Annotated in this window: 16 protein-coding genes; 8 read left to right on the top strand and 8 right to left on the bottom strand. The window is 51.1% G+C overall.

Translation table 11 applies throughout. The features are described from left to right. Window positions 1-16 precede the first annotated feature (16 nt). The 5 genes from trmD to ffh all read right to left on the bottom strand — a co-directional run bounded on the left by trmD (window position 17) and on the right by ffh (window position 3,373). A complete protein-coding gene (gene trmD / locus Q7V48_05520) occupies window positions 17-766 on the bottom strand; it encodes a tRNA (guanosine(37)-N1)-methyltransferase TrmD (GenBank protein MDO9210194.1) in 750 nt (249 codons plus the stop codon). Continuing rightward, window positions 756-1,292: a ribosome maturation factor RimM gene (rimM, locus tag Q7V48_05515; protein ID MDO9210193.1), complete on the bottom strand. Its 537-nt coding sequence runs from the start codon at window positions 1,290-1,292 to the stop codon at window positions 756-758. Before rimM ends, trmD begins: the two co-directional genes overlap by 11 nt. Further along, window positions 1,289-1,519 carry a KH domain-containing protein gene (locus Q7V48_05510; protein MDO9210192.1) on the bottom strand — a complete coding sequence of 77 codons (231 nt, stop codon included), beginning with the start codon at window positions 1,517-1,519 and terminating at the stop codon, window positions 1,289-1,291. Before Q7V48_05510 ends, rimM begins: the two co-directional genes overlap by 4 nt. Before the next feature lie 110 nt (window positions 1,520-1,629). After that, the gene (gene rpsP, locus Q7V48_05505) at window positions 1,630-1,938 is read right to left on the bottom strand and encodes a 30S ribosomal protein S16 (protein ID MDO9210191.1); all 309 of its coding nucleotides are present in this window, start codon (window positions 1,936-1,938) and stop codon (window positions 1,630-1,632) included. Window positions 1,939-2,044: 106 nt separating this feature from the next. Then, complete coding sequence (gene ffh, locus Q7V48_05500) at window positions 2,045-3,373, bottom strand: signal recognition particle protein (protein MDO9210190.1); 1,329 nt, start codon at window positions 3,371-3,373, stop codon at window positions 2,045-2,047. Between the two features lie 354 nt (window positions 3,374-3,727). On the opposite strand from ffh, the gene Q7V48_05495 reads away from it, so the two are divergent. Together Q7V48_05495 and Q7V48_05490 are read left to right on the top strand one after the other, a co-directional pair. Continuing rightward, on the top strand, window positions 3,728-3,955 hold the full coding sequence (locus Q7V48_05495) for a flagellar biosynthesis anti-sigma factor FlgM (GenBank protein MDO9210189.1): 228 nt from the start codon (window positions 3,728-3,730) through the stop codon (window positions 3,953-3,955). Between the two features lie 397 nt (window positions 3,956-4,352). Beyond that, on the top strand, window positions 4,353-5,027 hold the full coding sequence (locus tag Q7V48_05490; protein ID MDO9210188.1) for a HAMP domain-containing sensor histidine kinase: 675 nt from the start codon (window positions 4,353-4,355) through the stop codon (window positions 5,025-5,027). A 51-nt stretch (window positions 5,028-5,078) separates the two neighbouring features. On the opposite strand, the gene accC is transcribed toward Q7V48_05490, so the two are convergent. Together accC and Q7V48_05480 are read right to left on the bottom strand one after the other, a co-directional pair. Further along, window positions 5,079-6,443 carry an acetyl-CoA carboxylase biotin carboxylase subunit gene (accC, locus tag Q7V48_05485; GenBank protein MDO9210187.1) on the bottom strand — a complete coding sequence of 455 codons (1,365 nt, stop codon included), beginning with the start codon at window positions 6,441-6,443 and terminating at the stop codon, window positions 5,079-5,081. Between the two features lie 12 nt (window positions 6,444-6,455). Then, a complete protein-coding gene (locus Q7V48_05480; GenBank protein ID MDO9210186.1) occupies window positions 6,456-6,725 on the bottom strand; it encodes a biotin/lipoyl-containing protein in 270 nt (89 codons plus the stop codon). A gap of 395 nt (window positions 6,726-7,120) precedes the next feature. Between Q7V48_05480 and Q7V48_05475 the strand changes: the two genes are divergently transcribed. The 6 genes from Q7V48_05475 (at window position 7,121) to Q7V48_05450 (ending at window position 14,412) form a co-directional block, all read left to right on the top strand. Continuing rightward, on the top strand, window positions 7,121-8,671 hold the full coding sequence (locus Q7V48_05475; GenBank protein MDO9210185.1) for a carboxyl transferase domain-containing protein: 1,551 nt from the start codon (window positions 7,121-7,123) through the stop codon (window positions 8,669-8,671). 21 nt (window positions 8,672-8,692) lie between these two features. Beyond that, window positions 8,693-10,249, top strand: coding sequence for a carboxyl transferase domain-containing protein (locus Q7V48_05470; GenBank protein ID MDO9210184.1), 1,557 nt, complete (start codon window positions 8,693-8,695; stop codon window positions 10,247-10,249). Between the two features lie 34 nt (window positions 10,250-10,283). Further along, window positions 10,284-11,159, top strand: coding sequence for a 3-keto-5-aminohexanoate cleavage protein (locus Q7V48_05465; protein MDO9210183.1), 876 nt, complete (start codon window positions 10,284-10,286; stop codon window positions 11,157-11,159). A gap of 25 nt (window positions 11,160-11,184) precedes the next feature. After that, a complete protein-coding gene (locus tag Q7V48_05460) occupies window positions 11,185-11,973 on the top strand; it encodes an enoyl-CoA hydratase-related protein (GenBank protein MDO9210182.1) in 789 nt (262 codons plus the stop codon). 167 nt (window positions 11,974-12,140) lie between these two features. Continuing rightward, window positions 12,141-13,136, top strand: coding sequence for a D-2-hydroxyacid dehydrogenase (locus tag Q7V48_05455; GenBank protein MDO9210181.1), 996 nt, complete (start codon window positions 12,141-12,143; stop codon window positions 13,134-13,136). Window positions 13,137-13,218: 82 nt separating this feature from the next. Next, a complete protein-coding gene (locus tag Q7V48_05450; protein ID MDO9210180.1) occupies window positions 13,219-14,412 on the top strand; it encodes a mandelate racemase/muconate lactonizing enzyme family protein in 1,194 nt (397 codons plus the stop codon). A 268-nt stretch (window positions 14,413-14,680) separates the two neighbouring features. On the opposite strand, the gene Q7V48_05445 is transcribed toward Q7V48_05450, so the two are convergent. Then, on the bottom strand, window positions 14,681-14,880 hold a 200-nt coding region (locus Q7V48_05445; protein MDO9210179.1), incomplete at its 5' end, for a hypothetical protein.

Here is a 14,880-nt window from a genome sequence, read left to right as displayed (position 1 = left end):
TCGGGTGGGCCGAGAATCAACCTTGGCCTACGATCTGTTCCTGGCTTTTTAATTCCCTTAAAAACGCTTGGTCTTCTTCGGAAAGGCTGGCCAGCTCCAAAAGGTCGGGCCGCCGCAGAAAAGTCCTGCGCAAAGATTCTCTCCGCCGCCAGCGCTCGATCTGGGCATGATGGCCCGAAATCAATACTTCAGGTACAGCCATCCCCCGGTAGACCTGCGGCCGGGTGTACTGGGGATACTCCAAGAGGCCGTGGGAAAAAGAATCTTCCCCAACGGATTGTTCACACCCCAAAAAACCCGGAAGATGACGGCTGACTACATCGATGACCACCAATGCCGGAATCTCCCCACCGGTGAGAATGTAATCCCCGATGGAAATTTCCCGGTCAACCGCGGTCATGCGCACCCGCTCATCCAGCCCCTCATACCGCCCGCAAATCAGAATCCAATGTTTATGGTCACTCATCTCCCTGGCCAATTTTTGGTCCAACCGTTCCCCCTGGGGAGTAAGCAGGACTGATTGGGCTTCCGGCTCTTTCGTTTTTATCTCTTCCACTGCCCGAATGATTGGTTCGGGTTTCATCACCATTCCCGCCCCGCCTCCGTAAGGGTAATCATCCGTCATCCGGTGTTTGTCCTGGGTGAAGTCGCGTAAATTTTTCACCCGAATCTGAATTAAACCTTTATCCAGGGCTTTTTTCAGCAGGCTCTCGGCCAGGGGAGAAGTAAAAATCCCCGGGAAAATGGTCAGGACATCAAAGATCATCTTCGGGCAGCAATCCTTCCAGAGGCCGGATCACCATGGTCTTGCCCTCAAGGTCCACATGGACTACGACTTCATCCGTGGCTGGGATCAAGCATTCCTGATGATTCTTGCGGACGACAAATACATCATTGCTCCCCGTGGGCATGATTTCTTCCAACGTTCCTAAAAAAGTTCCTTCTTCGGTCTTCACTTGCAGGCCACGAAGTTGATACCAGTAAAACTCATCCGCGGGGAGGGCGGGTAAATTTTCTGGCGCTACGTAGACGGAACATCCCACCAATTCTTCTGCTTCTTCGATCCGTTGCACTTCCCGGAAAGCAAGGATCGTCATTTGCCGGTGGGGCCTGGAAGACTCAACCGTCAAAGATTGCTTCATTCCTCTATCGTTTTTCAAATAGACGATGGTACCTACCGGGAAGGCCGCAGCTCCTTCTCCGGAAGCAGCAACTTTTACCTGACCTTTGATCCCCTGCGTCTTGACAACTTGTCCGACCAAAACCAGGGGTTCTTCCGTAGCTGAGGTCACTCGATAATCTCCAAAACAGATCTTTTACGGACTTTGGTCGAGGCCGCGCTTAAAATCGTCCTCATGGCTCGAGCAGTCCGTCCTTGTTTTCCGATCACTTTCCCAAGATCATCTTTAGCGACTTTAAGCGCGATCACCGAGGTTTGCTCTCCTTCTATCTCCGAGACTTCTACCGCCTCCGGGTGATCAACCAGGGCTTTCGCGATGTATGCGATCAGATCTTTCATCTCCATAGAACTTCGCCCCCTTTCCCCATGAATAAAACCCCTCCCTTAGCCTTTCGCAGGTTTTGTGCCACCGAAGATCAACCTTACCGGGGTGATTGCCCAAAGATTCTTTATGCCGGTGATTCCGCGCGTGGTTCGCTTGTTTCGTTGGCCGCTGGAGACGTTCTATCTGCACGGGTGGCTAGTCCGGCCTTCTTCAAGAGGCTCTTTACCGTATTGGTGGGATGAGCGCCTCGTTTCAACCAAGAATCAATCCTTTCCCGGTTTAGGTTGATGGCGGGAGGATTGGGATTCGGGTCGTACGTTCCCACCACCTCGATGAACCTCCCGTCTCGCGGAAAACGCGAATCAGCCACCACCAGCCGGTAAAAAGGCTTTTTCTTAGCCCCCATGCGCGTCAATCGAATCGTTACTGCCATGTTATTCTTTTGCCACCTCCTTCAAGACTTTACTCCTTATGTTCGAAAACCGAATTTTCAGCTCTGCGGCCTCTACCTTCTCGATAGCGAACTCAAGCCACCTTGACTAAGAGAACAGCCCCCTGGGAATTCCTTTCATCCCACCTCGTTTGAATTGCCGGATCATCTTTTTCGCCTGCAGGTACTGCTTGAGCAATTGATTCACATCTTGAACCGTAGTCCCACTACCCTTAGCGATGCGCAAGCGCCGACTGCCGTTTAGAATTTCTGGCGACCGGCGTTCCTCTTTGGTCATGGAGTTAATGATGGCCTCCACCCTGACCAGATCTTTTTCACTTCCCTGCAGGTCTTGGGGAAGCTTGAGTCGACCCACCCCAGGAATCATGGACAAGATCTGTTCAAAGGAGCCCATCTTTTTGATTTGTTGCAACTGCTCCAGGAAATCTTCCAGGGTGAAAGTATCTTTGAGAAGCTTTTTCTCTAATTCCTGGGCTTTTTGGGTGTCAATGGCCTCTTGGGCTTTCTCGATCAGGGAAAGAACATCCCCCATGCCCAGAATGCGCGAGGCCATACGGTCAGGGTGAAAAATCTCTAAAGCATCCAGCTTTTCCCCCACGCCAATAAACTTAACGGGTTTGCCGGTAACAGCCTTAATCGATAAAGCTGCACCCCCTCGGGCATCTCCATCGAGTTTCGTTAAGATCACTCCATTTATATCTAAGGCTTCGTTAAATTTTTGAGCCACATTGACCGCATCCTGGCCGGTCATGGCATCGGCTACCAGTAAAATTTCCCGAGGGGTTAGTTCCCTTCTGATTTCCTTTAATTCTTCCATCAAGGCTTCATCGATGTGCAAGCGCCCCGCTGTATCAATTAGTAACACATCGCCGTTTTCAGCCTCCGCCCAACGAAAAGCTTTTTGACAGATCATGAGCGGAGCCTCTTGAGGATTCGGCTGGAAGACCGGAATGCCCATTTGCTCGCCCAATTTTCTTAACTGTTCAATAGCCGCCGGTCGACGTACATCCGCCGGAACCAGGTGGGGTCGACGCCCTTTGTCCTTCAGGAACTTTCCTAACTTGGCCACGGTAGTCGTCTTACCCGAGCCCTGCAGGCCTACCAACATGATGGGAATGGGGGTCTTGTAGGATAGATTGAGTCCGCTGCTTACTCCCCCCATAAGGGAAGTGAGTTCTTCATGGACGATTTTTATCACCTGCTGAGCTGGCGTGAGGCTTTCTAAAACCTCCTGGCCCACCGCACGAGTGCGGATCCGTTCCATGAATTCCTTGACCACCTTGAAATTCACATCCGCTTCCAAGAGGGCAAGGCGTACTTCTTTTAAGGCTTCGGTGATGTTCTGCTCGTTGAGTTTTCCATGGCCCCGGAGCCTTTTAAAGACCGAATTTAGCTTATTTGTCAGGGAATCGAACATGTATTTTTTCTTCTAGGTCTAAAAGAAACTTAATGAATTAGAATAATAGATAAATTTTTTATAGTCAAGGTGAAAAATAATCTGTGTGGATGTTCTATGATTATGTCAGTGGTTAATTGTTCAGTGATAATGTCACCTCTGGAAGAGGAGGTGACATGGAACAAGAAAGCTCAATAACTAAAAAGAACCAAGAAAAAGTAATTTTACCTTGGATCAAAAAACATTGACCTGCAGTCTCCAGGGCAACGTTTTATGGATATTTTTTTCTAAACAAAAAAGGTTTAAGGTATTTTCCAAATCTTGCCGAAAAGATAATTAAACAAGGGAACGCAACAATTCCGCCGGATGATTCCAATGACCAAGGAAAGAAAAAAACAAACCCACTTCAGAGATAAAGGAATTTTTTCAGTGCTTCCGCAAGATATGGAAAAAATCTATTACGTCCTGAAAATAACCCCGGATGTAAGGGTAGATCGGGTGGCTGCCCTGAAAAAGTTAATTGAAGCCGGGAAGTATCATGTCCCCAGTGATGTCCTGGCTGAAAAAATGATCAAAGAATCCCTCTTGGAACTGAAAAAATAGTCAACCCCTATTCTATACCTTATCCTTTATATTATCCTTCAAATTCGCTATTTTTAAATTGCCCCACCCGAAAATTTTCTTACCCAAAATTTAATCTTAAACGATTTAAATACCTCACGGTCTTTTGTCCTTAATAGGGGGGCATAGGCTTCTCCGATTTATCGTTGCATCCCTTTCCCCTAGTATGGTATAGAAAACTGGATAAATAAAACAATCCACCTCGCTGAAGAATCGATTCCCCTTGAGGGGTAAAAAACGTCCCTCATTCAAGAGAGGAAGTGCCTCGGTGAGGCCAGATAATCTATTGCCATCAAAAAAAAGTTCCATTCATCTTGAGCCAGAAAAACTCCTATCCGCTTTCATAGATAGGTATCGATATTCCACCCTGGGGACCTTCGTGAAAGGGGTCATCCATAACCTAAACGGATCGATCCAGATTTTATCCATGCAAATGGAACTGCTTGAAAGGATGCTAATCAAGGAAGGAAAAAGGATCCCACCGGGTATACAAGATCAGGTGGAACAATGCCTGGAGCAAATCGATAATTTTAAAACGATGGTAGAGGGATTGATTCAAAAAGGGGTCCATGAAGATCAGGATACCCCCCAAATGATTCAACTCAATGACTTATTAGAGGAAGAACTCTCCCTTCTAAAGCATAATTTATTTTTTAAACACCAGGTTCGGTCACAAAAACTATTCTCCGACCCTTTACCCCCCCTCGAGGGATATCATGTGGATTTCAGTCAAGGATTCTTTAACCTAATCCAGAATGCCATTGAGGCCATGGAAAACTCCAGCCGCAAAGAGCTCACCCTGATTACCGAAAAAAAAGATGACCAGATAAAAGTGGTGATCAAAGATACGGGATGTGGATTTTCCGCAGATACGAAACCCAACCTATTTAAACCTTTTTTTACCAATAAAGGAGGAAAACACCAAGGTTTGGGATTATTTATATCCAGAGAGATACTGCGTCGCTATGGCGCATCCTTCGTTTATTCCTCTCAACAGGGTGAAACCATTTTTGAAGTCAGTTTCCCGCTAACACCATCGCGGGGCAAATCCTAAGAAATAGAAATGGGTGACCCCAAATTACACGTACCCCAAATTCACCCGCCGTTAATTTTCCTTCTCCTCCTTGTCTTCTGGCAAAAACTTTTCGATAAAGTGGGTACTGAATATACCCTGCCCAAAAAAGGGGTCATCCATGACCTTGAGATAAAGCGGGATGGTCGTTTTAATGGGTTTTATCGTAAACTCCTCGAGGGCTCTTTTCATGATTTTGATGGCCCCTTCCCTGGTAAGATCATAGGAGATGAGCTTGCAGATTAAGGAATCGTAATACATGGGCAATTCGTAACCTTGGTAAAGATGGGTATCTACCCTGACCCCAAATCCCCCTGGAGGTTGATATTCTTTTATGATTCCAGGAGATGGTAAAAAGGTTTTGTCCGGATCTTCCGCATTGATCCGGCATTCGAGAGCCCACCCTCTCGGTTTTAAATCCTCATAGCAATACCCCAGGCTTTCGCCGGATGATAGCCTGATCTGCTCTTTGATCAGGTCAACTCCGGTCACCAATTCTGTGACCGGGTGCTCGACCTGGATTCGGGCATTGATTTCCATAAAATAAAAACGGCCATCCTGATCCATGAGAAATTCCACAGTGCCCGCGTTAAAATATTTGACCGCTCTGGCGGCCGCAATGGCCATCTCCCCCATCGTCTGGCGCAACGGCGGGGTGAGTCTCGGGGATGGGGATTCCTCGATAAGTTTCTGATAGCGCCTCTGGATGGTACATTCCCGTTCACCAAGATGGATTATGTTTCCCCGCCGATCTGCCAGCACCTGAAATTCAATGTGTCTTGGTTCTGAGATACATTTTTCAATATATACTTCGTCATTTCCAAAGGCGGCTCGGGCTTCCATCTTGGCCACGGAAAACTCTCCGCGCAGGATTTCTTCATTGGCACAAATCCTTATTCCCCGGCCGCCGCCTCCTCCGGATGCTTTGATCATTACTGGGTAGCCAATCTCCTGACTGAATCGCAATGCTTCTTCGAGTTTACCGATCCCTCCCCGGCTGCTGGGAATAACGGGAACCCCGGCATTTTCTACGATATTTTTGGCGTTGATCTTATCGCCGGCTAAAGCCAGGTTTTCAGGGGTAGGGCCGATAAACACAAAACCCTCCCGGGCACAGGCCTGGGCAAATTCCCCATTTTCTGCCAGGTATCCGTAGCCGGGGTGAATGGCCTCAGCTTTTGTGGCTTTAGCAGCATCGAGAATGCTCATAACGTTTAAATAACTCTTGCTGCTTATCGCCGGACCAATGCACCTTCTTTCGTCAGCCAGGCGAACGTGTAAACTATTCTGGTCTGCTTCGGAATAAACAGCCACGGTGTTGATCCCCAAATCTTTGCAGGCTCTTATAATCCTGACGGCAATTTCTCCTCTGTTGGCGATAAGCATCTTTGAGAACATGGATTTTCTTCCTTACGATTGGGCATCGATCACAAACAATACATCATCGTCCTTTACCGGGACTTCATTTTCTTGGACAACTTCTAATATCTTTCCGGAAACCGGGGATTTAATCTTTTGAAAAACTTTCATCGTTTCCAAAAGAGCCAGCACTTGTTTCTTCCCCACCATATCCCCGACTTCGACATAAGGGGGTTGATCCGGAGCGGGTTTTCGATAAAAAATTCCAGACATGGGCGCTCTCACTTCGACTCTTTTGGTGGCACTTGACTGATTACTCATCTCTCTCAACCCCTCCCTCAAGATATCTTGAACATGGATTTCAGCTTCCTTACTTGGTCCAGACGGATCAACCCTTCATCCCTTGTCCACCCTCATTTTTTAGAACCACTTTTGTTTACGAAGGAATGCTGCCTCATTTTGCCAAGCCAGGCGCTCTTCCCGCCCGGACCGGCGTACCACCTGGAATGAAAACGCAACCTTTAAAAATGAGGGTGGGCCAGCCCTTCATCTGCCTTGACACATCATTAATATTCTTCTATATTACAGTGAATTAAAAAAGATAGCCGTCAGTATGCCAGGAAATATATTTAAGATCAAGTAGTTTTAATTAATACCGCTCTAAGTGTGCTTACCGGAAAAAACCGTTTTTCCCAAAGATTAAGGAGAGGATAATTATGGGAAAATGGATGGATGGTTATCTCGCCAAATTTGCCAAACTGCAAAAAGAAAGCCTCGAAGGGGGGGGACAAGAGCGTACCCAGATTCAACAGGGTCTGGGGAAACTCACCGCCAGAGAACGAATCAACCAGCTTGCGGATCCGGGGACCTTTGAAGAGATCGGCTCTCTGGTCCGAGATCATCGTCAACCCTTTGACGGCAAGGATAGGCCGAGCCCATATGATGGAATCATCACCGGTTTTGCCAGAGTCAGTGGCCGTTCGGTGATCCTGTATTCAGTGGACTTTACGGTCATGTCAGGCTCATTGGGCGATCAGGCAGCCTGGAAATTGGCTGATCTGGCTCGGATGGCCGGGCAGATGCAGATGCCCCTGATTGGAATCATCGATTCGGCTGGAGAAAGGCTCAGCTTCAAGGGAGGAGACATCGGCCTCAACGGACTTGCCCAGTTTTTCCGTAATTATTCCCTGATCTCCGGGATTGTCCCCAGAATTTCGCTTGTTTTAGGGCCCTGTATAGGAGTATCTGCGGTTGTGCCTGTACTATCGGATTTTTCGATTATCCATCGCCAGACCGGGTTTCTCTGGTTGGGTGGAGATAAGCACTCTGATGATGCCGGGACAGCCGAGTTCCATATGGAAAAAAGCGGCCAGTGTGACCTGATCGCCGCAAGCGATGAAGATGCCATCGCCCAGGCCAAAAAGCTTTTGAGCTTCCTTCCCCAGAACTGCTGGGAAAAGCCACCGGTAGTGGAGATGGGCGATAACCCGGAAAGAAGAGAAGAAGATCTGCTGGATATCATGCCCGACGATCCCCGGCTTACCTACGACATCCATGAGATTATCGCACGTGTGGTGGACAACGGAGAATTTTTTGAACTGAAGCAAAACTTTGCCAACCATCTGGTTACTGGTTTCTGCCGCTTTGGCAATCAGGTCTGCGGGCTTGTGGCCAATAATCCGGATGAATTGAGCGGGATTCTTGAACCGGATTCCTCAGACAAATACGACCGTTTTATGAATTTCCTGGACGCTTTCAATATTCCCCAGATTAATTTGGTGGACACCACTGCTTTTCCGCCCGGCGACAAATGGGAAAGATTGGGGGTGATCCGTCATGGAGCAAAATTATTACATTCCTATGCCAACATCACTTGCCCTAAGATTACGGTTGTTTTGAGACGCTCCTATGGTGGAGCGAACATTGTGATGGGTTGTTCCGCCATGTTCCCCGATTTCATATATGGGTGGCCGACGACGGAATTTGCCCCCACCGGGCCTGAGACGGTGATCCATGCTGTCTTTCATAAAGAGCTGGCCAAGGCCAAAGAGGAAGGGAGATACGAACAGGTTTATAACTTCCTGTTGAACATCCTGAAAGAACAGTTCAGTGTCCTGACCTTGGGCAAGTTCTGGACGACTTATTATACCGTCCACGAAGTGATTGACCCGCGGGATACTCGCCCCAGAATTATCAAAGCCCTCAGGGCACTGGTCAACAAGCGCGAGGAATTACCCGACAGGAAACGTTCGATCAAACCCGCCTGAACTTTCTCGAGAGGTGCAAAGATGGGTGAGCGCATGAATGAAGCCATCAAAAGGCTCCAGGAGCTTCACCAAAAGAACCTGTTAGGTGGAGGTCTGGAACAGATCGAGAGGCAGCACAGCCGGGGCAAAATGACTGCCCGGGAAAGGATTGATTACCTCATTGACCGGGGCACTTTTCAGGAACTCGGTTCCTGCGTGGGGACGACCGGAACCAGGATTGATGGCAAGAAATCCGAGGCTCCCTGCGACGGTGCCATCATCGGGACGGCCCGGATCGATGGCCGGATCGTGGCTGTCTACGCCAGTGACTTTACTGTGTACGGAGGGTCCATTGGGATCCAGCATTTACAAAAGTGTGCCCAGTTGATTCACCTGGCTGCCCGATGGGGAATCCCCATGGTCTGGCTATTGGATTCTTCCGGAGGGCGGTTGGGTTATCGGGATGTCCCCACCGGAGGATTGGACTGGTACTTTGCCCTCGAGTCCCGGTATTCGGGTTTAATCCCTCAGATCAATGTTTTGATGGGACCCTGTATTGCTGGCCAGGCGTATGCTCCTGCCCTTTGTGATTTTCTGCTCATGAGCAGAGTCTCGGCTAACCTTTGGCTGGGTGGCCCCAGAATGACCGAAGCGGCGACCTCGGAGAAGATCGGAAGGGAGGTTGGAGGCGCGGACTACCATATGGCCTACAGCGGCACCTGTGATGTGGTGGGGAGCGACGATCAAGAGACGATTAAAAAAGCCCGCCAGCTTTTAAGCTATCTACCCTCCAACTACCGAGAAAACCCTCCAAGTAAGAAGCCAACGGATAGTCCGGAGCGCGAGGTAGAAAGTCTCTTCAATATTGTATCCGATCAATATGATCTTACCTATGACATGCACGAGGTCATTAAGGTGCTGGTTGACGATGGGGAATATTTTGAAATTAAAGAGACCTACGCCCCCTATCTCCTCACTTGTTTTGTTCGATTTGACGGGGAAGCTGTTGGGCTAGTGGCCAATAACCCCCAAGAGCCTGGGAGTATTATGAACATTGATTCCTGCGATAAGTATTATCGCTTTCTTCAGGTGCTGGATGCCTATAATATTCCCCTGGTGAATCTTGTGGATACCCCCCCCCTCGTACCCGGAGAAGATCAGGAAGGAAAGGGGCTGCTTCGCCACTTTGGAAAAATACTCGATACTTACGCTACGGCCACAATTCCGAAGATCAGTGTGATCTTGAGGGAAGCCTACGCCGATGCTGGCAGCCTGATTATGGGGGGAGTGAAAGGGTTGGGGGTAGATTTGTGCTACGCCTGGCCGATTGTTAGGCTTGCGGTCCAGGCATCTACCTTCGATTGGCGTCAGGCCGATGGACAGGGAAGCGAAGAAGATGCCAAGGAAGGCTACCTAAACCGCTCCCGGGAAAAGGTGGATGTTTTCGCCGCGGCCAAAAGCTGGACCGCGCAGGTGGTGGATGAAATCATTGAGCCAAAAGATACACGCATAAAAATCATCGAAGCTCTTAAGATCACCAAAAACAAGCGGGAAAAGTTGCCACGAAGGGCGAAATTCCACGGGACACCGCCGACCTGAACGAGGAAGGGTGAGGGGGCCTAGGGAGGGGGAAATGAACCCGAAGCAAAAAGCTGTCATTACCTGTGCTTTAACCGGTGTGCTGACTGATCCCTTGGCTCACCATGTCCCGGTGACCCCAGAAGAGATGGCTGATCACGCTCAACAGGCCTTCCATGCCGGGGCCACGGTCGTCCATTGCCATTTCCGCAATCAAACTCCTGGGAAGGGGCATCTCCCCACCTGGGATTTGGAAGCGGTGGGGAAGATTCTTGCGGCAATCAAAGAGCGGGTTCCGGAGCTCATGATCAATATGAGCACGGGCGTGCCAGGGCCAGACATTTCAGGGCCTCTGGCCTGTCTCGAGCAGTTCAAGCCGGAGATGGCCGCCTGCAATGCGGGATCCCTCAACTACTTGAAAATTCGCCAAGACGGGCAGTGGGCCTGGCCTCCCATGCTTTTCGACAACCCTGTGGAAAAGGTCCAGAGATTTCTGGGAGTGATGATGGCCAAGCACATTGTCCCGGAGTTCGAGTGTTTCGATACCGGAATTGTCCGCAGCGTGGGCTTGTACAAAGAGAACAGAATGTTCGCTGGCCCGGCTCACATCTCTCTGGTGATGGGGGTGGCCAGCGGAATGCCGGCAAAGCCAGAGTGGCTGCCGCTTTTAATCGAAGAAATGCCTCCCGGCAGCCACTGGCAGGTAATCGCCGTAGGGCGGGAAGAGATATGGCCGCTGCACCGCCGCTGCCTGGAGCTCGGAGGAAACGCCCGAACCGGCCTTGAGGATACCTTTTATTTGCCCAGCGGGGAAAAGGCCACAACGAATGGCCAGTTAGTGGAAACATTGGTGAAGATCGCGCGGGAGGTGGGCCGCGAGGTTGCCAGCCCGTCCGAGGCGAGGGAAATCCTGGGCATACGCGCCCGTTGAGATAAATGGAGAGGAGGAAACGAAGATGAGCCACACCGATGAAGTGCTCTGGGAGGGCAGGGATCGGGTAGCCACAATAACCATCAACCGCCCCGAGGCGCGGAATTCCCTGAATGCTAACGTCATTTCCGGCCTGAGTTCGATGATCGACCAGGGAGTGAAGGACAGCGAGGTCGGAGCCATCGTGATCACAGGGGCTGGAGGAAAAGCCTTCTGCGCGGGCGCGGACCTGGCCGGGAGCTTCTCAGCGGATAAATCCTTCCTTGACCAGCACGAGGAAAGGGGCAATTTTGCGCGTCTCCTGCTCAAGATGAATCGCTGCCAGAAACCGATCCTGGCCGCCGTGGAAGGTTACTGCCTGGCTGGTGGGCTAGGGCTTTGTCTTTCTGCTGACCTGGTTATCGCCAGCGACGACTCCCAGTTCGGCTTGCCGGAAATTCAGCGGGGCCTCTGGCCTTATATTGTCACGGCTGTGCTGATCCGGAATGTGGGCCGGAAGAAGGCCCTCGAACTCTGCATGACCGGTGGCCGGATCCCTGCGGCCGAGGCGGAGCGGATCGGAATGATCAATGACTGCGTCTCCAAGGCCGCATATAAGCACCGAGTGGAAGAGATGGCCAAAAAACTCGCCTCCTTCAGCCCGGCAGTGATGGGGCTCGGCAAAGAGTCTTTCTACGCCATTGCCGACATGGAGTTCAGTGCGGCCCTCGAGTACCTCAAGTCACAGCTTACCTTGAATACCCAATGTGAAGATTTAAAAGAGGGAATCTCTGCTTTCTTGCAGAAGCGCGAGCCGAAATGGAAGGGCCGGTAAGGTTGCCGTGTCGCCATTGGCTCTTAGAGGAGTACGGTGTGGCTGATAAACTGGGCAAGCTTCTATGACCTCACCCCATCCCTCATTCCCGCTCCCCCATTTCCTTGACAAGTGGATCAGGCGCCATTATACTTCCTGCTTACAGAACCAATGAAAGGAAGGTGCCCATGCAGGCGGTAGATGTCGTTGTGACGACCCCGATCGATGAGGCCTTGCTGAAGCGCATGGCCGCTGTCAGCGACAAAATCAAAGTGGAAAGTGTTTCAGCCATGATCGTCGGTGAAAGAAAGGGAGATACTTCTGCCAAAGAGCAACTGGATTCTCGCCTGGCCCAGGCGGAAGTCCTCTATGGATGGATCCACCATCTGCCCAGAAATTTCCTGGCCCGGACCCCCAGGCTGAAATGGCTCCAGGTGATGTCCGCCGGCGTGGACCGCCTGCCGGAGGATATTCTGCGGAGCCCGATAGCCGTAACCTGCGTCAGCGGCCTCCATGCCATACCGATCAGTGAGTTCGTCCTGGAGCAGATGCTCATGATCGTGAAGCAGGCCCCGGAGTGTTTTCGACAGAAACAGGAAAAGCGCTGGAAACGTTTTACCCCCCAGATATTGCACTCCAAAACCATAGGGATTGTAGGCCTGGGTAGCATCGGGCGGGAGGTCGCCCGTCTTGCCAAAGCCTTCGGCATGCGGGTCATCGGTACCCGCCGGTCGGCCAAAAAGACGGGGCAGAGCCGGTATGTGGATGCTTTATATCCCCGGGAGCAGTTGCCGCAGCTGCTTGCGGAGAGCGACTTCGTGGTTCTCACCCTTCCTTTGACCGCCGAAACAAAAGGAATGATCGGAGAGAAGGAGTTGCGAGCCATGAAACCGGAGGCCTTCCTGATCAACGTGGCCCGCGGGGCCATCGTGGACGAAGAAGCGCTCATCCGCGCCCTGGAAGAGAAATGGATCGCCGGAGCCGGCCTGGATGTTTTCGTTGCCGAACCGCTGCCGCCGGAAAGTAAGTTCTGGACCCTTCCCAATGTAATCTTCAGCCCCCATGTTTCCGGAGAAATGCCGGATTATGATTTGCGGGCGACGGAGGTGTTCTGCGAGAACCTAAGGCGTTATCTGGCAGGGAAGAAATTTTTGCACGCGGTGGATAAGCAGAAGGGATATTAGTCTTTTAAGAAAATCCGCAAGTCGAAGCCCGAAAGGTCCAACTAACATAGCTGGAGAATTTTTCGCCCAGGGAGGAAAGAAAATGAAGATCACCAACGTGGAAAGCTTCATCGTGGATGCAGGCTGGCGACCCTGGATTTTCGTCAAGGTCGAGACGGACGAGGGTATTACCGGCTATGGTGAATGCAGTGTTTCCCGGAGCCCTTTTGCCATGGCAGGCGCCATAGAGGACCTGAAGCCTGTCATCATTGGCACAGACCCGAGGGCCTACGAGATGAGATTCTGGGACATGTCGCGCCGTGCGATTGCCGAACCGCTGGGAATCCGCGCCAAGGCCATCGCCGGTGTCGAGCTCGCGCTCCTGGACATCAAGGCCAGGGCTCTGGGCATATCGGTGGTGGAGTTGTTCGGCGGTCCTACCCGGGACAAAGTAAGATTATACTGGTCTCATTGCGGCACGACGAGGGCGCTGTATCCTGAAATGGGAACTCCCCCCATAAGGACCATGGGCGATATTGCGGAGCTTGGGAAGGAAGTTGTCCGCAGGGGCTATACCGCTCTCAAGACCAACATCGTCTTCCCGGGAGATCCTGCCCGCGTGCATTTCGACGGCTTTGGAGGAGGCTTGGGCCGGGCTGAATCCACGGATCAGGTGGCGTCCAACAGCATGCTGAAGCATATTGAGACCCTGATCGGTACATTCCGGGAGGCGGTGGGACCGGAGGTGGACATCTGCCTCGACCTGAATTTCAACTTTAAGCCCGAGAGTTGCATGCGTATCGCTAAGAACCTGGAGCCCTATAACCTGCTCTGGCTGGAGATAGACATGTACCATCCGGAAGCCCTCCGGCAGATCAAGGACTCGACGAGCACGAAGATATGCACCGGCGAGAACCAGATCTACATGCAGGACTATCTTCCCTATTTCCAGGCACGATGTGCCGATGTTTTCATGGTGGATGCCGCCTGGATGGGTTTTAGTCAGTCCAAGAAAGTCGGCGACCTCGCCCAGATCTTTGAGTTCAACGTCGCGCCCCATAACTATTACAGTCATCTATCGACGTTCATCAGCGCGAGCCTCTGTGCCGTGCTGCCCAATGTCCGGATCCTGGAGATTGATGTCGATGACGTTCCGCTGAGGGAGGAACTCGTTACCCATCTGCCGGAGATTAAGGATGGTTACATGAAGATTCCAACGGGGCCGGGCTGGGGAACGGAGCTTAGGGAAGAAGTAGCCCGGAAAAATCCCTGGCACAAGCCGAAAGCCCGCTGGTAGGATTGGGATTTGTCAGATTCGCCCCCTCACCCGGCTCACGCCCGGTCATACCTCTCATCCCAGGAGGCAGAAATAGGGGCAGAAAAAAATGGATTTGGGTGATCCTTCCCGGAGGAGATCAAGTGGGCTTTTCGGTGCTGTCGTCATGTCCCGCCTGACATGGGTATAGCTTTCGTGAAAGCAGACTCACATAAGGTCCTGCCTATAATATACGGATTCTGTATAATTACGGATCAATTACGGCAGTCAATAAGATTTTCCTTCATAACTATTTGTTTTTTTGGTTAAAATATAATATCATTAACCATAAATCGAAGGAATAACCCGATCCAGTATAATAATTGTTCGCGTCGCGCTGCGCGCGCCCGAACGGCGAGTTGCGCGGAGCGCCTCGCCCGATTTGTCCGACCGCGCGCTGATTCGCGCGGCCGAACAAAATCGTTCGAGCCGTTGGGCCGCTGTTTTCCA

The sequence above is a fragment of the Deltaproteobacteria bacterium genome, from assembly GCA_030654105.1.
Taxonomy (GTDB): domain Bacteria; phylum Desulfobacterota; class SM23-61; order SM23-61; family SM23-61; genus JAHJQK01.
Note: the sequence above shows the minus strand (reverse complement) of the source record. Positions and strands in the feature narration are given on the sequence as shown.

Excerpts from the sequence above, each read along its gene's own strand:
- ffh (MDO9210190.1), bottom strand. The coding sequence starts at position 3,373 with ATGTTCGATTCCCTGACAAATAAGCTAAATTCGGTCTTTAAAAGGCTC.
- trmD (MDO9210194.1), bottom strand. The coding sequence starts at position 766 with ATGATCTTTGATGTCCTGACCATTTTCCCGGGGATTTTTACTTCTCCC.
- Q7V48_05460 (MDO9210182.1), top strand. The coding sequence starts at position 11,185 with ATGAGCCACACCGATGAAGTGCTCTGGGAGGGCAGGGATCGGGTAGCC.
- Q7V48_05480 (MDO9210186.1), bottom strand. The coding sequence starts at position 6,725 with ATGAGTAATCAGTCAAGTGCCACCAAAAGAGTCGAAGTGAGAGCGCCC.
- Q7V48_05450 (MDO9210180.1), top strand. The coding sequence starts at position 13,219 with ATGAAGATCACCAACGTGGAAAGCTTCATCGTGGATGCAGGCTGGCGA.
- Q7V48_05470 (MDO9210184.1), top strand. The coding sequence starts at position 8,693 with ATGGGTGAGCGCATGAATGAAGCCATCAAAAGGCTCCAGGAGCTTCAC.
- rpsP (MDO9210191.1), bottom strand. The coding sequence starts at position 1,938 with ATGGCAGTAACGATTCGATTGACGCGCATGGGGGCTAAGAAAAAGCCT.
- Q7V48_05455 (MDO9210181.1), top strand. The coding sequence starts at position 12,141 with ATGCAGGCGGTAGATGTCGTTGTGACGACCCCGATCGATGAGGCCTTG.
- Q7V48_05495 (MDO9210189.1), top strand. The coding sequence starts at position 3,728 with ATGACCAAGGAAAGAAAAAAACAAACCCACTTCAGAGATAAAGGAATT.
- Q7V48_05465 (MDO9210183.1), top strand. The coding sequence starts at position 10,284 with ATGAACCCGAAGCAAAAAGCTGTCATTACCTGTGCTTTAACCGGTGTG.
- accC (MDO9210187.1), bottom strand. The coding sequence starts at position 6,443 with ATGTTCTCAAAGATGCTTATCGCCAACAGAGGAGAAATTGCCGTCAGG.
- Q7V48_05510 (MDO9210192.1), bottom strand. The coding sequence starts at position 1,519 with ATGAAAGATCTGATCGCATACATCGCGAAAGCCCTGGTTGATCACCCG.
- Q7V48_05475 (MDO9210185.1), top strand. The coding sequence starts at position 7,121 with ATGGGAAAATGGATGGATGGTTATCTCGCCAAATTTGCCAAACTGCAA.